The sequence below is a fragment of the Kribbella yunnanensis genome, assembly GCF_039529655.1.
GTDB lineage: Bacteria > Actinomycetota > Actinomycetes > Propionibacteriales > Kribbellaceae > Kribbella > Kribbella yunnanensis.
Genome location: NZ_BAAANF010000002.1, coordinates 258,488 through 279,686, shown reverse-complemented (window position 1 = coordinate 279,686; position 21,199 = coordinate 258,488). Strand labels below are relative to the sequence as shown.

At 68.4% G+C, this 21,199-nt stretch carries 23 protein-coding genes; 4 read left to right on the top strand and 19 right to left on the bottom strand.

Annotated elements, in window-relative coordinates:
* Positions 1 to 126 precede the first annotated feature (126 nt).
* A complete protein-coding gene (locus ABD231_RS02795; protein WP_344144788.1) occupies positions 127 to 687 on the top strand; it encodes a TIGR03086 family metal-binding protein in 561 nt (186 codons plus the stop codon).
* On the opposite strand, the gene ABD231_RS02790 is transcribed toward ABD231_RS02795, so the two are convergent.
* The 9 genes from ABD231_RS02790 to groES form a co-directional block, all read right to left on the bottom strand.
* Complete coding sequence (locus ABD231_RS02790; protein WP_344144786.1) at positions 684 to 1,082, bottom strand: hypothetical protein; 399 nt, start codon at positions 1,080 to 1,082, stop codon at positions 684 to 686. The two genes, ABD231_RS02795 and ABD231_RS02790, sit on opposite strands and share 4 nt — an antisense overlap.
* 12 nt (positions 1,083 to 1,094) lie before the next feature.
* The gene (locus ABD231_RS02785; protein ID WP_344144784.1) at positions 1,095 to 1,841 is read right to left on the bottom strand and encodes an acyl-CoA thioester hydrolase/BAAT C-terminal domain-containing protein; all 747 of its coding nucleotides are present in this window, start codon (positions 1,839 to 1,841) and stop codon (positions 1,095 to 1,097) included.
* The gene (locus ABD231_RS02780; RefSeq protein ID WP_344144782.1) at positions 1,838 to 2,944 is read right to left on the bottom strand and encodes a GuaB3 family IMP dehydrogenase-related protein; all 1,107 of its coding nucleotides are present in this window, start codon (positions 2,942 to 2,944) and stop codon (positions 1,838 to 1,840) included. Before ABD231_RS02780 ends, ABD231_RS02785 begins: the two co-directional genes overlap by 4 nt.
* A gap of 25 nt (positions 2,945 to 2,969) precedes the next feature.
* A complete protein-coding gene (gene guaB, locus ABD231_RS02775) occupies positions 2,970 to 4,481 on the bottom strand; it encodes an IMP dehydrogenase (protein WP_344144780.1) in 1,512 nt (503 codons plus the stop codon).
* A 140-nt stretch (positions 4,482 to 4,621) separates the two neighbouring features.
* Positions 4,622 to 5,944, bottom strand: a complete 1,323-nt coding sequence (locus tag ABD231_RS02770; RefSeq protein WP_344144778.1) for a hypothetical protein — start codon at positions 5,942 to 5,944, stop codon at positions 4,622 to 4,624.
* Positions 5,937 to 6,548, bottom strand: a complete 612-nt coding sequence (gene shbA / locus ABD231_RS02765) for an RNA polymerase sigma factor ShbA (RefSeq protein ID WP_344144776.1) — start codon at positions 6,546 to 6,548, stop codon at positions 5,937 to 5,939. Before shbA ends, ABD231_RS02770 begins: the two co-directional genes overlap by 8 nt.
* Before the next feature lie 312 nt (positions 6,549 to 6,860).
* Positions 6,861 to 7,313 carry a GNAT family N-acetyltransferase gene (locus tag ABD231_RS02760; RefSeq protein WP_344144774.1) on the bottom strand — a complete coding sequence of 151 codons (453 nt, stop codon included), beginning with the start codon at positions 7,311 to 7,313 and terminating at the stop codon, positions 6,861 to 6,863.
* Between the two features lie 84 nt (positions 7,314 to 7,397).
* Positions 7,398 to 9,017 carry a chaperonin GroEL gene (groL, locus tag ABD231_RS02755; RefSeq protein ID WP_344144772.1) on the bottom strand — a complete coding sequence of 540 codons (1,620 nt, stop codon included), beginning with the start codon at positions 9,015 to 9,017 and terminating at the stop codon, positions 7,398 to 7,400.
* Between the two features lie 120 nt (positions 9,018 to 9,137).
* Positions 9,138 to 9,434, bottom strand: coding sequence for a co-chaperone GroES (gene groES / locus ABD231_RS02750; RefSeq protein ID WP_130384566.1), 297 nt, complete (start codon positions 9,432 to 9,434; stop codon positions 9,138 to 9,140).
* Between the two features lie 268 nt (positions 9,435 to 9,702).
* On the opposite strand from groES, the gene ABD231_RS02745 reads away from it, so the two are divergent.
* From ABD231_RS02745 to ABD231_RS02735, 3 genes are all read left to right on the top strand, one after another.
* Entirely contained in the window at positions 9,703 to 10,167 is a 465-nt protein-coding gene (locus ABD231_RS02745; protein ID WP_344144770.1) for a peptidoglycan-binding domain-containing protein, read from the top strand.
* 68 nt (positions 10,168 to 10,235) lie between these two features.
* Complete coding sequence (locus tag ABD231_RS02740; RefSeq protein ID WP_344144768.1) at positions 10,236 to 10,835, top strand: peptidoglycan-binding domain-containing protein; 600 nt, start codon at positions 10,236 to 10,238, stop codon at positions 10,833 to 10,835.
* A 9-nt stretch (positions 10,836 to 10,844) separates the two neighbouring features.
* On the top strand, positions 10,845 to 11,987 hold the full coding sequence (locus tag ABD231_RS02735; protein WP_344144766.1) for a class I SAM-dependent methyltransferase: 1,143 nt from the start codon (positions 10,845 to 10,847) through the stop codon (positions 11,985 to 11,987).
* 328 nt (positions 11,988 to 12,315) lie between these two features.
* Here the strand turns inward: ABD231_RS02735 and ABD231_RS02730 are convergent, their stop codons facing one another.
* The 10 genes from ABD231_RS02730 to ABD231_RS02685 are packed head-to-tail and all read right to left on the bottom strand — an operon-like array spanning position 12,316 to position 21,066.
* Positions 12,316 to 13,056, bottom strand: coding sequence for an alpha/beta hydrolase (locus tag ABD231_RS02730; RefSeq protein WP_344144764.1), 741 nt, complete (start codon positions 13,054 to 13,056; stop codon positions 12,316 to 12,318).
* Entirely contained in the window at positions 13,056 to 13,502 is a 447-nt protein-coding gene (locus ABD231_RS02725) for a GNAT family N-acetyltransferase (RefSeq protein WP_344144762.1), read from the bottom strand. Before ABD231_RS02725 ends, ABD231_RS02730 begins: the two co-directional genes overlap by 1 nt.
* On the bottom strand, positions 13,499 to 14,554 hold the full coding sequence (gene tsaD, locus ABD231_RS02720) for a tRNA (adenosine(37)-N6)-threonylcarbamoyltransferase complex transferase subunit TsaD (RefSeq protein WP_344144760.1): 1,056 nt from the start codon (positions 14,552 to 14,554) through the stop codon (positions 13,499 to 13,501). Before tsaD ends, ABD231_RS02725 begins: the two co-directional genes overlap by 4 nt.
* Positions 14,551 to 14,976, bottom strand: coding sequence for a GNAT family N-acetyltransferase (locus ABD231_RS02715; protein WP_344144758.1), 426 nt, complete (start codon positions 14,974 to 14,976; stop codon positions 14,551 to 14,553). The genes tsaD and ABD231_RS02715 overlap by 4 nt, the downstream gene beginning before the upstream one ends.
* Before the next feature lie 20 nt (positions 14,977 to 14,996).
* A complete protein-coding gene (tsaB, locus tag ABD231_RS02710; protein WP_344144756.1) occupies positions 14,997 to 15,893 on the bottom strand; it encodes a tRNA (adenosine(37)-N6)-threonylcarbamoyltransferase complex dimerization subunit type 1 TsaB in 897 nt (298 codons plus the stop codon).
* Between the two features lies 1 nt (position 15,894).
* Positions 15,895 to 16,821, bottom strand: a complete 927-nt coding sequence (gene tsaE, locus ABD231_RS02705) for a tRNA (adenosine(37)-N6)-threonylcarbamoyltransferase complex ATPase subunit type 1 TsaE (RefSeq protein ID WP_344144754.1) — start codon at positions 16,819 to 16,821, stop codon at positions 15,895 to 15,897.
* 31 nt (positions 16,822 to 16,852) lie between these two features.
* Entirely contained in the window at positions 16,853 to 17,965 is a 1,113-nt protein-coding gene (locus ABD231_RS02700) for an alpha/beta fold hydrolase (protein ID WP_344144752.1), read from the bottom strand.
* Positions 17,966 to 17,968: 3 nt separating this feature from the next.
* Positions 17,969 to 19,147, bottom strand: coding sequence for an alanine racemase (gene alr / locus ABD231_RS02695; RefSeq protein ID WP_344144750.1), 1,179 nt, complete (start codon positions 19,145 to 19,147; stop codon positions 17,969 to 17,971).
* Positions 19,148 to 19,162: 15 nt separating this feature from the next.
* On the bottom strand, positions 19,163 to 19,804 hold the full coding sequence (locus tag ABD231_RS02690) for an HAD family hydrolase (protein WP_344144748.1): 642 nt from the start codon (positions 19,802 to 19,804) through the stop codon (positions 19,163 to 19,165).
* 38 nt (positions 19,805 to 19,842) lie between these two features.
* Positions 19,843 to 21,066, bottom strand: a complete 1,224-nt coding sequence (locus ABD231_RS02685; RefSeq protein WP_344144746.1) for a GH12 family glycosyl hydrolase domain-containing protein — start codon at positions 21,064 to 21,066, stop codon at positions 19,843 to 19,845.
* Positions 21,067 to 21,199 lie beyond the last annotated feature (133 nt).

The following is a 21,199-nucleotide window of genomic DNA, read 5'->3' as shown; positions in this document are numbered from 1 at the left end:
GTGCAGCGCAGTAGGCGGGGAGTTAAGAGACACGCCCTAGCGGCGTACGGGGCCCTTACCGCTGGGGCTCGGGCGTTGACGGCCGATCCGCGCGGGCGGACTCTGACGGTGAGAGGGGGAATCGTCATGGAGGTCGTGGAACTGCACAACCGCAGCGTGGACGGATTCGTCCGCCTGGTCGCCGCGGTGGGCGACGAGCAGTGGTCGGCGGTGACGCCGTGTGCCGACTGGGACGTACGAGCGCTGGTGAACCATGTGGTCGGCGAAGAGCGCTGGACCGCGCCACTGATGGCCGGCCAGACCATCGCGGACGTCGGCTCGACGCTGGACGGAGACCTGCTCGGTTCCGATCCGGCTGCGGCGGCAAGCGAGGCCGGACGAGCTGCTCAAGCGGCGGCCGCGCTACCGGCGACTGCCGTCCATCTGTCGTACGGCGACGAGGACCCGGCGGAGTACCTTCGCCAACTGATCGCGGACCATCTGATCCACACCTGGGATCTGGCCGCTGCGATCGGGGCCGACCGCAGCCTGGACCCGGAACTGATCGGACCGGTCGCGGACTGGTTCGCGGATCGCGCCGAGCTCTACCGCTCGATGGGGATGGTCAGCGCGCCGATCGCGGGCTTCACAGACCCGGGCGACGTACTGCTCGGCACCTTCGGACGCGATCCGGGGTGGACGCCTTAGTCCTGCAGGTCGATGTTCAGAGCACCGACGAACAGGCCGGCCTCCGCCTCCGTCATACCGGTCTCCGACACCACCAGAGCGGTCGCCTGGTGTAGGTCACCCGCAGCCTTCAGCGCGCGGGTGCGCTCGGCCAGGTTCGTCCCCGGCCTGCGCATCAGCGGCGTCTTCTCGATCGGCGGCACATAGGTCCCGTACCGGATCTCGTCGACGATCTGCCGCGCCTTCTTGATGTCCAGTCCGGTCCGGTCGATCACCAGCTTGGTCGCGTGGATGAGCAGCTTCGAGGTGATCAGGAACCGCACCTGATCCACGTCGTCCGAGGTCAGCTTCGCGCGCGCCCCAGCGAGGGCGGCGTTGTCGGCGTCCTGGTTGCGCTTGCGGCTGAACAGTCCCATGCGGCAATCCTTTCAGAGTTCATCAAGCGATGCCGCTCGCCGCACGTCGTGCAGCAGCGTGAGGATCTCGGGCCACGCGCGATCGCCGAGCTCGCGGTCGGCCGCCTCGGTGCCACCTCGGGCCATCGTCTGCCCGGCCGTCTTCGGCGTCTCGCCCGGCAGCACCGGCCGATGCCCGGCCGCGTCACCGACCACCAGCCGCGTCGGCAACGCACCGCGCCGCCGGACGATCTCCTCGGTGAAGTCCACCGACGGCCAGACCTTGTCGTCGCCACCAGCGATCAGCAGTACGTCGCGGATCCGCTCGACCGGTATCCGCGCCGACTCGTAGTCAGCCTTGCTAAGGCTCTGTCGGTACAACGACGTGTAGCTAGGCGGATCCGCATCCGGCTGCCAGTCCGTGGCGAACGGCACGAACGGCAGCGGCTCACCTCGCCACGTCCACGCCGACCGCTGGCTGCCGTCCTCGTCCACCCGACCCCACACGTAGGCGCTCGGAGCGAAGGCGACCACCGCGTGGATCCGCTCGTCGAGTGCCCCGAGCAGCAGTGCCGCCTCGGCACCCCAGGAGCTGCCCATCACCACGAGCCGATCGTTGCGCCCCGCCAACTCGTCGAGCGGGAACGACTCCAGCGGCACCTCGGCCCGAACAGGCCAGGCCGGTGCCAGTACGTCGTACCCCTCGTCGCGCAGGATCCGGGCCCGATCCGCGTCCGGCGTACCGCTGGAGCCGTGCAGGATCAGGACGCCGGTGCTCAACCGACGACGACCTCGACCCGCTGGAATTCCTTCAGCTCGGTGTAGCCCGTGGTCGCCATGGCTCGCTTGAGCGCGCCGACCAGGTTCATGGTGCCGTCCGGGACCCAGGAAGGGCCGAACAGGATCTGCTCCATCGTGCCGGTGACGCCGACCTCGACGCGCTCGCCACGGGGCAGATCGGCGTGCCACGCCTCGGCACCCCAGTGATACCCACCGCCGGGCGCATCGCTGGCCCGAGCCAGCGGCGAGCCGACCATCACGGCATCGGCACCGCAGGCAACCGCCTTCGCGACATCGCCGGAGCGACCGACCGAACCGTCCGCGATCACGTGCACGTAGCGACCACCGGACTCGTCCATGTAGTCACGCCGCGCCGCAGCCACATCGGCCACCGCAGACGCCATCGGCACCGCAACGCCGAGCACCTTGCGAGTCGTGTGCGCAGCACCACCACCGAAGCCGACCAGTACGCCGGCCGCCCCCGTCCGCATCAGGTGCAGTGCGGCCTGGTGCGTGGCACAGCCGCCGACAATCACCGGCACGTCGAGGTCGTAGATGAACTGCTTCAGGTTCAGCGGCTCGGCCTGACCGGACACGTGCTCGGCCGACACCGTCGTACCGCGGATGACGAAGAGATCGACGCCCGCATCAACCACGTGCTTCGCGAACTGCTTGGTCCGCTGCGGCGACAACGCGCCGGCCACCGTGACACCGGAGTTGCGGATCTCCTGCACGCGCTGGGAGATCAGCTCGGGCTTGATCGGCGCCGAGTAGATCTCCTGCAGCCGGTGCGTGGCCTGCTCACGATCGAGGGAGGTGATCTCCTCGAGCAACTTGGTCGGGTCCTCGTACCGCGTCCAGAGCCCTTCGAGATTCAGTACCCCGAGCCCGCCGGCCTTGCCGATCGCGATCGCCGTCGCCGGCGACATCACCGAGTCCATCGGCGCGGCCAGGATCGGCAGCTCGAACCGGTACGCGTCGATCTGCCAGGCGACCGAAACCTCCTCGGGATCCCGGGTCCGGCGCGACGGCACGATCGCAATGTCGTCGAAGGCGTACGCCTGCCGCCCGCGCTTGGCCCGGCCGATCTCGATCTCGGTCATCTGGTGTCCTTCGCTTACGGGCGGGTCAGCGGCCGGAGTAGTTCGGCGCTTCGACCGTCATCTGGATGTCGTGCGGGTGCGATTCTTGCAGGCCGGCCGAGGTGATCCGGACGAACCGGCCCTTGTCCTGCAGCTCGGGCACCGTGCGGGCGCCGGTGTACCACATCGACTGGCGCAGGCCGCCGATCAGCTGGTGGGCGACGGCCGACAGCGGGCCGCGGTACGGCACCTGGCCCTCGACGCCCTCGGCGATCAGCTTCTCGTCGCTGCCGACATCGCTCTGGAAGTAGCGGTCCTTCGAGTACGACTTGCGCAGCCCGCCGGACTGCATCGCGCCGAGCGAACCCATACCGCGGTAGGCCTTGAACTGCTTGCCGTTGATGAAGACCAGGTCGCCGGGCGACTCCTCGCAACCGGCGAGCAGCGAGCCGAGCATCACCGTGTCCGCACCGGCGACCAGCGCCTTCGCGATGTCACCCGAGTACTGCAGGCCGCCGTCGCCGATCACCGGTACGCCGGCCGGCTTGCACGCCAGCGAGGCCTCGTAGATCGCGGTGACCTGCGGGACACCGACGCCGGACACGACGCGCGTCGTACAGATCGAGCCCGGTCCGACGCCGACCTTCACGCCGTCCGCGCCCGCGTCGACGAGCGCCTGCGCGCCGCCCCGGGTCCCGACGTTGCCGCCGACGACGTCGACGCCGCGGGTGGCCGGGTCGGCCTTGAGCTTGCGGATGATCTCCAGCTGGGCCTGCGAGTGACCGTGCGCGGTGTCCACCACGAGCAGGTCGACCCCGGCCTCGACCAGCGTCATCGCCCGCTTGTAGGCCTCGCCGAAGAAGCCGATCGCACCGGCGACGCGCAGCCGGCCGGTGTCGTCCTTGGTGGAGAGCGGGAACTTGTCCCGCTTCACGAAGTCCTTCAGCGTGATCAGACCGGTCAGCTTGCCGTCGGCGTCGACCAGCGGCAGCTTCTCGACCTTGTGCTTGCTGAGCAGCGCCATCGCGTCGTCGGCGGTGATCCCCTGCTTGCCGGTGATCAGCGGCTGCCGGGTCATCACCTCGCGGACCGGGCGGTTCATGTCGCTCTCGAAGCGCATGTCACGGTTCGTCACGATGCCGACCAGGACACCGGCGTCGTCGACGACCGGCACACCGGAGATCCGGTACTGCGCACAGAGCGCGTCGGCCTCGCCGATGCTGGCCTCCGGGCCGATGGTGATCGGCTGCGCGATCATCCCGGACTCCGAGCGCTTGACCAGGTCGACCTGCTGGGCCTGGTCCTCGATCGACAGGTTGCGGTGCAGCACGCCGAGACCGCCCTGACGGGCCATGGCGATCGCCATCCGGGCCTCGGTGACGGTGTCCATGGCACTGGACAGCAGCGGGATGTTGACCTCGATGTTGCGGCTCACCCGGGACCGGGTGACAGCCTCGGAAGGGATGACGTCCGATTCGTTGGGCTGCAGCAGGACGTCGTCGAAGGTCAGGCCGAGCGCGGCAAACTTGTCGGGAACTCCAGCGGCTGTGATGTCCATGGGAAAAACGTGCACCTTTGTCCGGCGAGAACGGACCACCATCGTATGCCGCCGCTACCCGGAGTCAGAATCGGACTCCGGGTCACCACGCACATGACCAGGGCCCGGGTGCAGACCCGGGCCCTGAATCGCCGTTCAGTTCACTGCGCGGGCTTGTTCAGCACCCCGAGGATCTGCAGCACGGTCTCGTCCTCGATCGAGCCATGGGTGCGCTCGATCGCCGCGTGCTTACCCTCCGCGTAGGACCCCGTCGAGTGCTTGCCCTTGGGGTACTGCTGGCGGACCGAGCCCGACGTCACCTTGCCGTTGGAGTGCTTGCCGATCAGCTCCAGGCCGCGGCCGAAGAACTGCACCACGCTCTGCACCTCGACCGGCGCACCGGACGGCGTCGGCAACACCGGTACGACGTCCTTGCCGCCGTCGGCGGGGTTGTCGACCGGCTTGCTGTCGCCCGGCTGGTCACCGAGCGGCGGCGTACTGGGCTTGACCTCGCCGGTGGGCTTGCCGCCATCGCCGGTCTGACCGGTCTCGCCGTCCTGGCCCGGTAACGGGTTGCTGCCGGTGTCACCCGTCGGCGCCGTACTCGGCGCTGTGGTCGGGTCGGTGCTGCCCGGGTTCGGGTTGTTCCCCGTCTCGCCGTTGTTGGTCGGCGTCGTGGGCGGGCTGGTCGGGTCCGTCGGCGGTGGCGAAGCCGGCGGATCGGTCGGCGTGGACGGCGGCGGGGTCTCCGGCGGCGTGCTCGGCTCCGTCGGCGGCGGATCGCTCGGCGGCGGGTCGGACGGCTTGGTCGTCGGGTCGCCCGGCTTCGGATCGACCGGCGGCTGGGTGGTCTGCGTCGGTTGCGTCGGCTGCGGAACCGGCTGCTCGATCACCAGCGGCTTGGTCTCCACCGGCGGCCGCAACAGCGGCGGCTCCGGCTCGACGTTCGCCTGCGGCAGCTCGCCGTTGGCCAGCGTCTTGTCCTGCTGGGCCTCGGCGGCCTTCTCTTCCTGCTTCTTCTGGAAGTTCTTCTGGACCTTGACGATCTTGGCCTTGTCGAGGACCGGGTACCCGCCGAGCTGTTCCTTCGGGAAGTCCGTCTGCGGCGTGACCGCCTCGGTGATCTTCTCGATCACCTTCTCGTACGGCGACAGCGGGTCGCCGGTGACGGCCGCGGCCACCCCGGAGACCGACAGCGCGGCCACCGCGGCGACACCGAGCGCCAGACCACGCGCCGCCATCTTGCGGGCGAACGGATCCGTCACCGGGTTCAGCGCAGCGCAACGCGCCAGGAAGCTCTCCGGGTCGTCGATCGTCTCCACCGGGAGTTCGTCCTCGACCTCCACGGCCAGCCGAAGCTCGGCCAGCAACGCCACGGCCGGGTCGTGCTCGCCCGCGTAGTACGCGGACTCCCCTCCAGCAGCCAGCAGGTCGAGCAGTGCGTCATCGGCGTCGATCGCGTCCAAGTCGAATCGGTCAGCCATGATGCCCCTCCCCTGCTCCTCGTCCCTCATGCCCCACATACCCCCTGAGCGTGTTCAACGCCCGATGCTGTGCGACCCTCACCGCCCCCGGTGTCATCCCCAGTGCCCGGCCGGTCTCCTCGGCTGACATCCCCGCCACCACCCGGAGCCGCAGGATCTCCCGCAGCTTCTCCGGCAGCTTCTCCATCAGGTCCGTGATGCGCTGGACCTCCGAGTGCCGGACCGCGTGCTCCTCAGGTGTCGGCGACTCGTCAGCGCCGTCCGGCAGGTCCGGCGTGGTGACGTCGGCGACCGCGAACGCACGCTGGGCATCGGCGACCTTGCGGGCCGCGATGCCGTAGACGAAGGCCTCGAAGGGCCTTCCCTCATCACGGTACCGGCTGAGCGCGCCGAAGACCGCGACACAAACCTCTTGGGCGACGTCATCGACCATGTCGGCGCCACCGGGATAGGTCCACAAACGGGACCGAACATAGCGGTGCGCGACGGCGCGCACCCGTGTGAGCAGGTCGTTAAGAGCTGTACGGTCCCCGTTGCCGGCCAATGCGGCTAGATCCCTGAGCTCGACCCGGTCGTGGGTGTGCGGTACTCGGACCTCAGTCACCCCTCGCCCCCTCGTGTCGGACCGGTCAGCGTGAAAGATGGTACGGCTCTCATCTCTGCTTGCCTAGTGGCAATCCGTGGCCACTACTGGCCACTTCATCACGATCTGTGACTACCGGCCCGTAGCGCCGCCCCACAGCCAACGACCACGACCGCGATCCGCCGCGACCACAAGACCGGATAACCCCTCGTGTGGCCCGTTCTATCCCCCGTACACGACCGGAGAAGGGGCAACACCGGCGGATATCCGTGGTGTGGTTGGGGGCAAGGCCGGGTCGCCGGCGCCGCAGCCGTCGTACGGCGTGAGTTCTGATCAGGCCGGTGGTTCGAAGTGCAGGAGGTGGGAGGCTTCGTCGCCTGCCCAGTCGATCGGGGTCCGACCGGCCTCTCGCCAGCCCGCGCGGCGGTACAGCGCGATCGCCGCGGATCCTGGCTTCTCGACCACCTCGAGAGTGAGCTTTCGCCCCGACTCCACGGCTGTGGTGACGCAGTGCTCGAGCAGACTCCGCCCGACACCCGCTCGCGTCGCCCGTGGATCCACGAACAACCGCTCGACCGATGCGCCCCCGGCGGAATCCGACGTCAGTACGACGTGGCCGACCACCCGGCTGTCGATGACAGCCACCCAGCAGTTGAGCCGATCCACCGGTGTCAGCCACCCGCGGGGATCTGCCGGCCAGTTCACCGGGTATCCGGCGAGCTCGTGCACGTCCCGCAGCAACTCCACACAGACGTCCAGATCCGCATCGGACCGTTCCCGAATCATCACCACCTGGCCAGCCAACCACACAAAGAACACCGCCCCGGCACACGTGGTGCCGGGGCGGTGCGGTGGTACTACTGCCTGAGGTCAGTGACCGTGGCCGTGGCCGTGACCGGCTGCGGCGGGCTCTTCGTCCTCGGGCTTGTCGACGACCAGGGTCTCGGTCGTCAGCAGCAGGGCGGCGATGGAACCGGCGTTGGCGAGCGCGGAACGCGTCACCTTGACCGGGTCCAGGACACCCTGACCGAGCAGGTCGCCGTACTCGCCGGTGGCGGCGTTGAAGCCGCTGCCGACCTCGAGCTCCGCAACCTTCGAGGTCACCACGTAGCCCTCGTAACCGCCGTTCTCGGCGATCCAGCGCAGCGGCTCGACGACCGACTTGCGGACGATCCGGACACCCGCGAGCTCGTCACCCTCGAGGCCCAGGCCGTCGTCGAGCACCGTGGCGGCGTGCACCAGGGCGGAGCCGCCACCGGCGACGATGCCCTCTTCGATCGCGGCGCGCGTCGCGGAGACGGCGTCCTCGATCCGGTGCTTCTTCTCCTTCAGCTCGACCTCGGTGGCCGCGCCGACCTTGATCACGCAGACGCCGCCGGCGAGCTTCGCCAGCCGCTCCTGCAGCTTCTCGCGGTCCCAGTCGGAGTCGGTCCGCTCGATCTCGGCCTTGATCTGGTTGACCCGGCCCTCGATGTCGTCGGCCTTGCCGGCACCCTCGACAACAGTGGTGTTGTCCTTGGTGACGACGATCCGGCGCGACGTACCGAGCACCTCGAGGCCGACCTGGTCGAGCTTCAGCCCGACCTCGGGCGCGATCACCTGGGCGCCGGTGAGGGCAGCCAGGTCCTCGAGCATCGCCTTGCGGCGGTCACCGAAGCCCGGCGCCTTGACGGCGACGGAGGTGAAGTTGCCGCGGATCTTGTTCACCACGAGGGTGGACAGGGCCTCGGCCTCGACGTCCTCGGCGATGATCAGCAGCGTCTTGCCGGACTGCACGACCTTCTCCAGCAGCGGCAGCAGGTCCGCGATCGCGGAGATCTTGCCCTGGTGGATCAGGATGTACGGGTCCTCCAGCACCGCTTCGCCGGCTTCGGCGTCGGTGATGAAGTACGGCGAGATGTAGCCCTTGTCGAACTGCATTCCCTCGGTGAACTCGAGCTCGGTGCCGAAGGTGTTCGACTCCTCGACGGTGATCACACCGTCCTTGCCCACCTTGTCGAACGCGTCCGCGATCAGGGTGCCGATCTCGGCGTCCCGGGCGGAGATGGTGGCGACGTGGGCCATGTCGCCCTTGTCGTCCACCGGCCGGGCGGTCTCGACGAGCCGCGCGGAGACGGCCTCGACAGCCGCCTCGATCCCGCGCTTGAGGCCCATCGGGTTGACCCCGGCGGCGACGGCCCGCAGGCCCTCGTGCACCAGTGCCTGCGCCAGCACCGTCGCGGTGGTGGTGCCGTCACCGGCGATGTCGTTGGTCTTGGTGGCGACCTCCTTGGCGAGCTGCGCGCCAAGGTTCTCGAACGGGTCGTCCAGCTCGACCTCACGGGCGACGGTGACACCGTCGTTGGTGATGGTCGGGGCGCCCCACTTCTTGTCCAGGACGACGTAGCGGCCCTTCGGGCCCAGCGTCACCTTCACCGTGTTCGCGAGCTTGTCGACGCCACGCTCCAGCGCGCGCCGCGCGTTCTCGTCGAACTCGAGGATCTTCGGCATGAAGAAAACCAGTCCTTTTCTGAATGTCAGGTACGGCGGGTCCCACTGTTCCTGACCCACTCCGCCCCGGTGCCAGCGAGGGCAACCGGGGCGGTGACAGTCAGGAACAGCGGGCGGTCGTCACTTGCTGACGACTGCGAGGATGTCGCGGGCGCCCAGGATCAGGTAGTCCTGGCCGTCGTACTTGACCTCGGTGCCGCCGTACTTGGAGTAGATGACCTTGTCGCCGACGGCGACGTCCAGCGGGACGCGGTTGCCGTTGTCGTCGATCCGGCCCGGGCCGACGGCGAGGATCTCGCCCTCCTGCGGCTTCTCCTTGGCGGTGTCCGGAATCACCAGGCCGGACTTCGTGGTCTGCTCGGCTTCGAGCGGCGCGACGAGGACCCGGTCCTCGAGCGGCTTGATCGTGACCGACACTTGCTGACCTCCACGGTCGATTCGCTTTTTGTCTGTGGTGCTGCGGTGATCGCGCTCCCCTGCCGTCGCGGGGGTCAGGAGGTTGGACCACTGGCACACTCACACCGAGAGTGCCAACACCGAATCTAGGCCGCGATTAGCACTCGGTCAACTCGAGTGCCAAACGAAATCTCCCCGAGCGGTCACTCCGGGCAACCAACCGGTCCCGGCGCGAGTCCAACTCGCCAACGGATCCCGATCGGAGGGTCCCGTCTCTGGGGAGCACAAGATGTTTCGTCGCCTGCCGGCCGTCGCCCTCGCTGCGGCCGCCCTCGTCGTCAGCCCGCTTGCGGCCACCGCGTCCGCCGCGCCTTTGAGCCAGTGTGACTCCGCGACGTTCAAGAACGTCGGGAAGGGCTGGACCGTCTTCGTCCCGAGCGAGTGGGAAAGCACCAGCACCACCTGCAACCTCAAGTACGGCGACAACCCGCACCGCGACCCGAAGAACCCCTTCGGCGACCCGGCCCGCGCGATCCAGGCACTGCAGAGCAACCTGAACTACTGCTACGGCTACAAGCTGGCCAAGGACGGCAAGTACGGCGCCAAGACCCGCGACGCCGTCAAGGCCGTCCAGAAGAAGCTCAAGCTCCCCGCCGACGGCATCTACGGCCCGAACACCCGCTCCGCGCTCAAGTGGCGGATGTACAACCCGACCACGAAGGCCTGGAGCCAGGCCTGCTACGACAAGCTCTGAGCATCCGGGCGTGCACAGATAGTGGTCACACGCTGGCCTAACGCAGGCCGGCGTGGGACCGTCTTCCCATGGCTTTCACGCTGCCCAAGCTGCCGAAGTTCTCCGGCCGCACCATCGCGGTGCTGGCCGTCGCAGGTGCACTGGGGGTTGGTGCGATCGCGGCGAGCGCGTCCAAGCAGCAGCAGGCGGCAGCGCCGCCGAAGCCCGCCGACGGCCAGGCAGCGCCACTCACCGCGGACAAGGCCAATGACCAGACCTCACTGGAGGCAGCGGCCGCCGCGGAGGCCAAGCTGGCCCAGTGCCGCTCCGCACGGCTCATCCCGGTCAACAAGACCTGGGGCATCCCGATGCCGTCGGTCAACGGCAGCTCCAGCACCAACTGCAACCTCAAGTACGGCGACACCCCGCACCGCGGCTCCGACCGGACCGGTGACCCCCTCACCGCCATCCAGGTACTGCAGCGCAACCTGAACTCCTGCTACGGCACCAAGCTCACCGTCGACGGCATCTACGGCAAGAACACGAGAGCTGTCGTCACCATGGTGCAGCGCAAGCACAAGATTGTCGTGGACGGCATCTACGGTCCGAAGACCCGCTCAGCGATGAACTGGCGCCTCTACTCCTCCGCCACCCGCAGCTGGAGCAAGACCTGCTCAAGCCCGCTCTAAAGTGTGCGGGTGACCGTCACCTCCCTGCTGGACAACCCTGAGGTCCTGGCGGCCGCTTGTGCGGAGTACCAACCGGGCAGCGAACTCCAGCTGGTCGAGAAGCTCAGACGCCGGTACGACGGCGTGCTGGTCAGTGCTGCGGTCACGCAGGCCGCACTGCGGCACCGGGCGGTCGCGAAGTTCGGTGCGGATGCCGCACTGATGTACTTCACCCCGGACGGCTACGAGCAAGCCACCCGCACTGTCGTCGGCACGCACCGCGCTGCACGGATCGCTGCGGCTTTGCCGGGCAGCAGTGTGATCGACCTGGGCTGCGGAATCGGCGGTGACCTGATCAGCGCCGCCCGCGCCGGCCTGCGAGTCACCGGTGTCGAGCGTGACCCCGAAACCGCCGCAGCAGCGCGCGCCAACCTCGCTGCGCTGGAACTACCGGGCGAGGTGCTCGTCGGCGACGCCGAGTCCGCGGACATCACGCCGTACGACGTCGTGTTCGCGGACCCGGCGCGGCGAGCGGACGGGCGGCGCGTGTTCGACCACAACGCCTACTCGCCGCCATGGACCTTCATCACCGGACTGCTGGAGCGGACCGCGTGTGTGAAGGTCGCACCGGGGATCCCGCACGACGCCGTACCGGAGGGGGTCGAGGCCGAGTGGATCAGCGACGCAGGTGAGGTGAAAGAGGCCGCGCTGTGGTCTGGTGCTTTGTACTCCGGTGCTGCGCGCCGGGCGACGCTGTTGCCGGGTGGCGCGACTGTGACGGACGCACCGGAGACCGACAGCGGGCCGGTCGGCAACTACCTGTACGAGCCGGACGGTGCCGTCGTACGGGCCGGTCTGGTCACCGCTGTGGCCGCTGCGGTCGACGGCTGGCTGCTGGATCCGCGGATCGCCTACGTGACCGCCGACAAGCTCGTGCCGACACCGCTCGCTTCGGCGTACGAGATCGTCGAAGAGCTGCCCTACAAGGAGAAAGCGCTGCGCGCCTGGGTTCGCAACCAGGACATCGGCACCCTCGAGATCAAGAAACGCGGCGTCGACCTGGACCCCGCCGTACTCCGCAAGAAGCTCGCCCCCAAAGGCACCACCTCGGCCACCCTCGTCATCACCCGCATCGGCCGCGACGCCGTCGCCTACTCCTGCCGCCGGGTGTAAAACAAGACTTGCATTCGATGTCTATTCGAACATATGATCGAACCACGAGCGGGTCCCCGGGTGATTAGCCGGCGGACGAGGTGCTGCGTCCAGTTGATGCACTCCCCGGGGGCCCGCCACTAAGACGTCACGCCACCGACTTAACCCGTTCATCTCCCTTCGGCAAGCTGCCACCAGAACCGGTCGGCCGCTGACCGCTTACCTGGGGACGAAGCGGCAAACACCGCCCCAGGTCTTCACCCGTCCGCCGCGCCCTTCCCCGCGCCGCGGCCCATCACCACCTGCGGTACGAACGTCCCGCCGCTCCCCCGAAGTCTGCGATGGGGTCTCAGTCGCGTGCGGCGGTGCGGAAGCGTTCTTGGACTGGCATTGAGCGGCGGGATCGGGCGATGTGGAGGATGGCGGTGGCGGTTGTTGTTGGCGGGGTGGTTTGGGGTAGCTGCTGGTCGTCGTTGGGGATGGCGCCTTCGGTGGTTAGGGCGTGGTGGGTGAAGGTGGTGACCAGGGCGTTCCAGTCGTGGAAGCGGTGCAGCATCGCGTGGGTTTCGCCGGGTAGGAGGAGTACGCCGACTGGAGTGCCGGCGGCGCGGAGGCGGTTGGCGTAGGCGCGGGTTTCGGCCGGCGAGGTGACGGTGTCTTCGTTGCCGTGGGCAAACAGCACCGGCGACCGCAGAGCCCCCAGCGGATCCTCCGGGGGGAGCCAGGGGGCCAGGCCGAGGACGCCGGCGACGCGCGGGTGATCGCCGGCGGCGACTACTGCACGGCCGCCCATCGAGTGGCCGATCAGTACGACGCGCTGGATCACCGGCGGTAGTTCGTCCAGTACGGCGCGGAGGTCGGTCGCCGGATCGCCGACGTCGTTCCAGCCGCGGTAGCGGTAGCGCATCAGGCCGACGGCTGCCGATGGGACGGCGGAGCGGAGTGCTGCGGCGAAGGGCCACATCCGCAGGATGGGCCCTCGCCAGAGGTGTGGGTTCTTGTGTGAGTGTTCGTAACCGCCGTGGGCGAGCAGGACCAGATCCGTTGCCCCGGGCGGGTTCCAAAGCAGATCTACACCGGGCTGTCTCACTAAGCGCCGTACAGTGAGGCGGGGTCCTGGCGGATGACCATCATCGTGGTCAGGTCGGGGAGTTCGTTGAAGCCGTGCTGACGGTAGAGCTCGTGCGCGTCCCGCGTGGCGAGCATGATCCGCCGCAGGCCCTTGAGGTCCGGGTGGTCGAGCAGCGACGTCACCACGAACTTCCCGAGACCGTGCCCGCGGTGCTCCGGCAGCACGAACACATCCGCGATCCACGCGAACGACGCCCGGTCGGTCACCGCCCGCGCGAACGCGACCAGCTCCCCCGCCGACGTGTACACGCCGACATTCAGCGAGCCCTCGATCGACCGCGCGACGACATCCCGCGGGATTCCGGGCGACCAGTACGCCGTACTGAGGAAGCCGTGCACGACGTCGACATCCACGCGGGCGAGGTCGTCGTCGGCCTCGAAACCGTCCGGGTGGGACCACTTCATTTGTTCAGCACCTCCGTGATCGGCATGGACGAATCGGCCGGCAGGCCCAGCGGTGACGGCGCTTTGCCGGCCCGCACCAGCTCGGACCCCAGCGCCGCGACCATCGCACCGTTGTCGGTACACAGGCCAGGACGCGGAACCCGTACGGCGATTCCTGCCGCGGCACACCGCTCTTCGGCCATCTGGCGGAGCCGGGAGTTCGCGGCGACACCACCGCCGATCAGCAGGTGTTCGTAGCCGCGGTCCTTGCAGGCGTCGATCGCCTTGCGGGTCAGCACATCGCAGACCGCCTCCTGGAACGCGGCGGCGACGTGGTTGACCGGCACGTCCTCGCCGTCACGCCGGCGAGACTCGACCCAGCGGGCGACCGCGGTCTTCAAACCGGAGAAGGAGAAGTCGAACCGGTGCCGCTCGAGATCGCGCTGCGACGTGAGCCCGCGCGGGAACCGCACGTACAGCCGGTCGCCGCCGTCGCGAGCCGCTTTGTCGATATACGGACCGCCGGGGAACGGCAGCCCGAGCACGCGCGCCACCTTGTCGAACGCCTCGCCCGCGGCGTCGTCGATGGTGCTCCCCATCGGCTGCACGCCCTCGGTGATGTCCTCGACCGCGAGCAACGACGAGTGCCCACCGGACACCAGCATCGCGATCGCACCCTTCGGCAGATCCCCGTGCTCGAGCGTGTCGACGGCAACGTGCGCTGCGAGGTGATTGACGCCGTACAAGGGTTTGTCGAGCGACAGCGCGAGGCCCTTGGCCGCCGCGACGCCGACGAGCAGGGCACCGGCCAGGCCGGGTCCGCTGGTCACGGCGACCGCGTCCACGTCGGTGGGTTTGATCCCGGCGGTTTCGCAGGCGCGTCGGATGGTCGGGACCATCGCCTCGAGGTGCGCGCGACTGGCCACCTCCGGTACGACGCCGCCGAATCGCGCATGCTCCTCGACACTGGACGCGATCGCGTCGGCGAGCAGCGTCTGCCCGCGCACGATGCCGACCCCGGTCTCGTCACACGACGTCTCGATCCCGAGGATCAGAGGTTCTGTCTTGCTCACGCTGTCTCCCGCCACCGCATGATCACCGCATCTTCGCCGCCGGCGTAGTACCCGCGCCGCCGGCTGATCTCATCGAACCCGAACCCGCCGTACAGGCCGATCGCCGACTCGTTGCCCGCGGCAACCTCCAGCAGTACCGTCCGCCCGGCGCACCGCGCGAGCGCGGCCGTCATCAACTGCCCGCCGATCCCGGTACGCCGTTCCGCCGGCGCCACCGCGATCCGCAACAACTCCACCACGTCTTCCTCGACCGGCGGTACCAGCAGCACGGCGTATCCCACCACCGCACCTTCGTCCGCCACGAGAACCACCCGATCCTCGGTCACTCGCTCGAACTCGTGCTCCCAGGCGGCCGCACTCCAGGCCTCCCGCCCGAAACACATCTCGTCCAACTCCGCGATCGCCGCCAAGTCATCAACCACCGCAGGACGAATAGCCGGTCTCACTTGGTCAACACACTCTTGGGCCCACCCGACAAAGTCACATCAGGCCGCCGCAGATAAAGGGGGTCCGGAGCAACAACCTCCAAAATCCCCAGTGCAACCCCCCGAGCAAGCACTTCCGCCGAAGGATATTCGGATACGGACTGTGGTGAGGGGGAGGAAGGGGCAGCCGCAAGCCCATCACCGGCGGCTGAGGTAGCTACCGCCTCGGACCGCGGTGAGGGGGATGAGGGAGCCGCGCCGAGCCCATCCCCGGCGGCCGAGGTGGTGGGGCTGGCGAACCCACCACTCGTGTCAGCAGCACCCCGCCCGTCCGCGCCGGACTGTGGTGAGGGGGACGCGCCGGTGGGTGGGGTGTTGTTGGTGACCGCGTCGGCGGGGATGCCCAGGAGGTCGCCGTACAGGACTGCGCCTCGGCCTATTACTGGGAGGCCGGCTAGGACGTGGGCTGCGGCGGCTGGTTTGTCTACGGCGGGGCCTTCGAGGCGGCGGCGGCTGCCGTCGGGGGCGGGGCCGTCGTAGAGGGCCCAGTAGATCTCTTTGCGGCGGGCGTCGGTGGCTACGGCTACTGGCAGCTGGAGGGGTGACTGGTGGGCGAGGATGTCCAGGCTGCAGACGCCTGCTACCTCGATGCCCAGTACGTCGGCCATGGTGCGGGCCGTGACTAGGCCTACGCGCAGGCCGGTGAAGGGGCCGGGGCCTACGCCTACCGCGATGCGGGTCAGGTCGCGGGCGGTGCAGCCGGCTTCGGAGAGGGCTGCGGCGATGGCGGGGGCCAACAGCTCACCGTGGCGGAGGGCGTCGACTGTGGTCGACGACGCGACAACCGCGCCGGTTAGCGGGTCGGCGACGGCTACGGTGACGGCGGCGCTTGAGGTGTCGAAGGCGAGCAGCATGTCAGTTCTTCTCCAGTACCGAGATCCGTACGCCGGATGCCGCCCAGCGCGGACCCACGGGGGTGATGCGTAGTTCGCGGGTCTCGTCGGTGTCGTCGTCGCCGCGGGTCACCACGACGTCGAGCCGGTCCGGGGCGAGCGCTTCGGCGAGCCCGTGGCCCCATTCGACCACGGTCACCGCCTCCTCGAGCGAAGCGTCCAGGTCGAGGTCGTCCAACTCAGCGAACCCACCGAGCCGGTAAGCGTCCACGTGCACCAACGCCGGCCCACCACTCAACGACGGATGCACCCGCGAGATCACGAAAGTCGGCGACGTGATGTCCCCCCGCACCTTCAGCCCGGCCCCGAGCCCCTGCGTGAACGTCGTCTTCCCGGCGCCGAGATCACCGGACAGCACCAGTACGTCGCCCGCCCGCAACTGACCGGCCAGCTCCTCGGCGATCGCCCGCATCTCCTCGGCCGTCGGCACGGTGCGCTCGACCGGCATCCCCTTGGCGTAGATCAGGTTCTGCCCCTGCTGCTCGACGACCGAATACCCACGGCGGCGCCAGAACTCCACGGTGTCCGGCAACTCCACGCGCGCAACCAACCGCACCCGCGCGAGCCCACGCCGTACGGCGACCTCTTCCGCGCACCCGACCATCGCCGACGCGACCCCACGACCCTGGTGTCGCGGATCGACCGACACCCGGCGCAACACCAGCACGTCACCCGAGACCTCGAACAGCACCGCCCCCGCCGGCGCACCATCGATGCGAACCAGCAGACCGCCGTACTGCGCGATCGCCGCCGCCACCGTGGTCGCGTTCTCGCTCAACGCCGTGGACGGCGGATCGAGGACCCGGCGCGAGGAAAAGGCGTGGTGGATCACCGTGACGATCTCGTCCACGTGCTCAGCTGTCGCGTCAACGACATGCAGATCGGTCATGCTCACATCATTTCAAAAGAGTTCGGGTCGCTCATCCCAGGCTTTGTTCGGCTCTCTCGATCATGCCAAGGAGGGCGTCGGTGAACTCACGGTGGTGCTCGACCAGGCCCAGGTGACCGCAGTTGCGGACCTCCACCAGTTCCGCCCCAGGCACCCGGCGGACGATCTCCTCGGCGTGCTCGAACGGCGTCAGCGCGTCCTTGTCGCCGCCGATCACCACGCACTCGACCTTCTGGAGCGGCTCGAGGGAGGCGTACTTGTCGTGCAGCGCGAAGATCGGGTAGAAGTCCGCGATCACCGAGATCGGCGTCGCCGCGATCATCTCGTTCACGAACTCGGTGAACGCCGGCGGCACCTCGGAGCCGAACGCGTACTGCCGGGTCAGCAGATAGCTGATGTCCGTCCCCGCCTTCCGCCCCCGCTCGACCGCATCCGGGACCCGGGCCAGCGCGGACACCGTCGGGAGCGCGAGTTTCCGCAACCACCGGCCGGGCAGTCCCGGCAGGATGATCGGTACGTCGTCCAGCTGACCCGCGCTGGTCGAGCACAGCCCGACGCCGATGATCCGGTCCCCGAACAGCTCCGGGTACTGGTCGGCGAGCGCCATGATCGTCATCCCGCCCATCGAATGCCCGACCAGAATCACCGGACCGGTCGGTGCGTACTCCGAGATGATGCCGTGCAGATCGCGCCCGAGCTGGTCGATGCTGATGTTCTCCTTGGGCGACCGGCCGGAGCGCCCATGCGACCGCTGGTCGTAGAACACCATCTTGCCGATCCCGGCGAGATCGCGGCGCTCGAAGTGCCAGAGGTCCATGTTCAGCCCGTACCCGTGCGCGAAGATCACCGTCAGATCCTCGGGCGGCAACGGCAGCTTGCGCCCAAACCTCTTCTTCGGCGGCGGCGCAGGTCGCCGGGACCGCTTCAGTTCGTCAATCTCGACGTACAGCTCGACGCCGTCGTCGGCGGTGAAGACATGCGGCGTACCGCGCAGGGAGCCGAAGGGCTCCGCCTCCAACTGCGCACGCTGACCCGACCGGCGGCCGATGACCGTGCGCTCGACCGCAACTCCGGCGGCCGCACCGGCGGCCAGCACCCCGACCGCGGCTCCGATGAGGCCAGCGGTCCGTCCTGCTTTCGACATCGCCTACTCCTCGACCGCAGCAGTGTCGATGTAGCGCCGCGGGATCCGCGGCCCGAGCCGGGTGACGATCTCGTAGTTGATCGTGTGCGCGGCCTCGGCCCAGTCGTCGACGGTCGGTTCCCCGGAAGTCCCCGGACCGAACAGCACGACCTCATCGCCGGCCGCGACATCGTCGTCCTCGAGGTTCACCACGCACTGGTCCATGCAGATCCGCCCAACCACACTCCGCCGTCCATCGGCCGACTGCACCGGGGCTCCGTTCGACGCGTGCCTCGGCAGACCATCGCCGTACCCGAGTGGGATCAGTCCAAGCGTCGACGGCCGCGGCGCCGTCCAGGTCAGCCCGTACGAAACACCAACCCCAGCCGGCACCCGCTTCACCATCGCGAGCCGTGCCTTCAACGTCATCGCAGGCCGCAACCCCAGCTCACTAGCCGACATCGCATGCCCGAACGGCGAGAGCCCGTACGTCGCGACGCCGGGCCGAACGAGGTTGAAATGGGTCTCGGGCAACTGCAGCGTCGCGCCGGAGTTCGCCAGGTGCTTGAACTCGGCCTCGACGCCGAACGACTCGGCCACCTCGATCGCCTCGAGGAAGCTCGCCAGCTGCGCCTCGTTGATCGCGCTCTTCGGCTCGTCCGACTGGGCCAGGTGCGACCAGATGCCCTTGATCTCGATCCGCCCGGCGGCCTGCTCCCGCAGCGCCGCGCGAATCAGCGCCGGCCACTCCTCCGGTACGGCGCCGCCCCGGCTCATGCCCGTGTCGATCTTCAGGTGCACCCGGGCCGGGCGGTCGTCGACCGCGGCAGCCAGCTCGTCGATCTCCCACGGCGCACCGGCGGAAAGGTCGATGCCGGTGGCAATCGCCTCCGCCAAAGGCTCACCCGGAGTAGTCAGCCAGCAGAAGATTGGTCCGGTGTCACCGGCGTCCCGCAGCGCGAGCGCCTCCTCCAGAACGGCCGCACCGATCCAGTCCGCACCAGCGGCGCGAGCGGCCTGGGCGACCGGCACGATGCCGTGCCCATACCCGTCCGCCTTGACCACCGTCATCAGCTGCGCACCCTCGGCACGGTCACGCAGCGTGGCCACATTGTGCCGAATCGCCGCCAGGTCAACAATCGCCTCGGCGCGCGTCGGACGCTCGCGTGGCGGATGGCTACTGGGTGACTGGTGAGTAGGCATAGCCCTCCCAGTGTCTCAGGCCGCGGCGATCAATCCCGGCAGGGATGTCATCTTGTGGAAAACTTGACGCGCGTCGGCCAGCTTCGAAGGGTCTGTCATCCCCGCGTAGCCGAAGACCGTCATACCGGCCGCGTTGGCGGCGGCGACGCCGAGTGGGCTGTCCTCGACGACGACACAGTCAGCCGGTTGCACGCCCAGGGTGGCGGCCGCGTGCAGGAACAGATCGGGCGCGGGTTTACCGTGCGCAACGTCCTCGGCACTGAAGATTCTCCCCGCGAACCGGTCCAGGAAACCGACCGCGGTCAGCGCCGTCCGGATCCGCCGATGAGTCCCCGAGGATGCGAGACAGTACGGCGTACCGGTCGTCTCGAGCTCGTCGAGAACGTCCTCGACCCCCTCGATCGCCTGCAGCTGCGCGAACCCGTCGAACAGCCGCTGGTGGTACCGATCCTCGAGATCAGCCGGCAAGGCGCGCCCCAACTGAGCCTCGGCCTTCAGCCGCATGGACGCCATGCTGCCGCCCATGAAGTCCCGTACCGCTTCGTCGAACGTGTACGGCAATCCCGCCGCGGTCAGCAGCTCGGCCAGGATCGTGTTGGCCAGCCGCTCCGAGTCCACCAGTACGCCGTCATTGTCGAAAATCACCAGACCGGTCACGCAGGAGACCCTACGCAACCGGTCTGATCACAAGGCCCTCAGCTCTCTTGGATCGAGAAATCGTTGAAGGTAAAGCGCTGCTTGGTGTTGTTCGTGGAGACGACCTCGACGCCGTAGTCGACCTGCCACGTGGTGGAGTTGGCCGGGATCCACTTGCGGGCCTCGAGGTCCTTGAAGAAGGCCTGTAGCGGCATCGTGCCGGAGGTCTGCGTGTTCACGGACTTGTAGGTGAAGATGCCGCCGGGCTTGTTCGCGCCGTCGGTCTTCCAGACCTCGTACGCCTGCCCGCCGATCGTCGTCGTACCGATCTTCGAGCCGGCCGGGGTCTGGCCGTGGTTCTGGGTCCAGATCATCAGCTCGTTCTCGAAGCCCTCGTTGATCCAGACGTCGAACGCGACGTTGTAGATGCAGCCGGTGCAGCTCGGCGCGGTCGCGGCGAACTTCGCGGACTGGATCTTGGCCAGCGGGAAGTCGTTGTAGTCCTTGTGCACGTTGGGATACGCCTGTACGCCGTTGTCTCCCGGCCGCGACTGGGTGACGTCCTCGTACCAGCTGTTGTAGTTGCAGACCGCCATCGTGTACGTGCCGTTGTGGTTGTTCCACATGTTGTTGTGCACGTAGTACTGGCCGTAGGTCCGGCCCTCACCTTGGTTGCCGGTCGCCGTGGTGGTCCACGTCGGCTTGGTGCAGGTCTGACCGGGGTTACTGGTCGGCGGCGTACTCGTTGGCGCCGTTGTCGGCGGCTTGGTGGTCGGAGGCTTCGTCGGCGGTGCAGTTGTCGGCTTAGTGGTCGGGGGCTTCGTCGTCGGTGCGACGGTCGGTTTGGGTGTGGTCGGCTTGGGTGTCGGCGGTTGCGCCGGAGCGGTGACGAAGTCGTAGTGCGCGGTGTAGCGCAGCTTCGTCCCCGCGCGGTAGTTCTTGCCGTCACGTCGTACGGCGTGCAGCCGGTAACTCGTGGCGGTGGTCTTCGCGGGGTCGATCGACAGTTGCGCGGGTCCGGAGGCGATCGCGGTGATCGCGACCGGCTTCTTGCCGAACCCGTGCAGGACGGTGCAGCCGGAGCTCTTGTCGAGGACACAACTCTCGACACGCCCGACGCTCGGGAGGGTGGTGATGGTGCTGTCCGCGGCGTTGGTGGTACTCGCCACGACGGGGTTTTCCTTGGCTGCCTGGACGGCGATCGGGACGGCGACCAGCGCGCTCAGGGCAAGGAAGACTGCCGGAACGACGAGACGGCGTCGGGCAGTTCGGGTGGGGGGCATGCGTAACGATCCTTCGTCTGTTCGACGGGCCGCGCTGTGTTGCCCCAGCACTTACAGCGGATCAGCCCTACCTGTGAGGTTGGATCCCCAGTGGGACCGGCGGTGCCGGCCGTGGTCTGTCAGCGCGCCGACG

What these genes read in the sequence shown, in the direction of transcription:
- tsaE (WP_344144754.1), bottom strand. Translation starts at nt 16,821, where the DNA reads ATGACCGATCTGCATGTCGTTGACGCGACAGCTGAGCACGTGGACGAG.
- alr (WP_344144750.1), bottom strand. Translation starts at nt 19,147, where the DNA reads ATGCCTACTCACCAGTCACCCAGTAGCCATCCGCCACGCGAGCGTCCG.
- ABD231_RS02780 (WP_344144782.1), bottom strand. Translation starts at nt 2,944, where the DNA reads ATGACCGAGATCGAGATCGGCCGGGCCAAGCGCGGGCGGCAGGCGTAC.
- ABD231_RS02700 (WP_344144752.1), bottom strand. Translation starts at nt 17,965, where the DNA reads ATGTCGAAAGCAGGACGGACCGCTGGCCTCATCGGAGCCGCGGTCGGG.
- ABD231_RS02795 (WP_344144788.1), top strand. Translation starts at nt 127, where the DNA reads ATGGAGGTCGTGGAACTGCACAACCGCAGCGTGGACGGATTCGTCCGC.
- ABD231_RS02740 (WP_344144768.1), top strand. Translation starts at nt 10,236, where the DNA reads ATGGCTTTCACGCTGCCCAAGCTGCCGAAGTTCTCCGGCCGCACCATC.
- ABD231_RS02770 (WP_344144778.1), bottom strand. Translation starts at nt 5,944, where the DNA reads ATGGCTGACCGATTCGACTTGGACGCGATCGACGCCGATGACGCACTG.
- ABD231_RS02745 (WP_344144770.1), top strand. Translation starts at nt 9,703, where the DNA reads ATGTTTCGTCGCCTGCCGGCCGTCGCCCTCGCTGCGGCCGCCCTCGTC.
- tsaB (WP_344144756.1), bottom strand. Translation starts at nt 15,893, where the DNA reads ATGCTGCTCGCCTTCGACACCTCAAGCGCCGCCGTCACCGTAGCCGTC.
- ABD231_RS02725 (WP_344144762.1), bottom strand. Translation starts at nt 13,502, where the DNA reads ATGAAGTGGTCCCACCCGGACGGTTTCGAGGCCGACGACGACCTCGCC.
- groL (WP_344144772.1), bottom strand. Translation starts at nt 9,017, where the DNA reads ATGCCGAAGATCCTCGAGTTCGACGAGAACGCGCGGCGCGCGCTGGAG.
- ABD231_RS02760 (WP_344144774.1), bottom strand. Translation starts at nt 7,313, where the DNA reads ATGATTCGGGAACGGTCCGATGCGGATCTGGACGTCTGTGTGGAGTTG.
- ABD231_RS02790 (WP_344144786.1), bottom strand. Translation starts at nt 1,082, where the DNA reads ATGGGACTGTTCAGCCGCAAGCGCAACCAGGACGCCGACAACGCCGCC.
- ABD231_RS02685 (WP_344144746.1), bottom strand. Translation starts at nt 21,066, where the DNA reads ATGCCCCCCACCCGAACTGCCCGACGCCGTCTCGTCGTTCCGGCAGTC.
- guaB (WP_344144780.1), bottom strand. Translation starts at nt 4,481, where the DNA reads ATGGACATCACAGCCGCTGGAGTTCCCGACAAGTTTGCCGCGCTCGGC.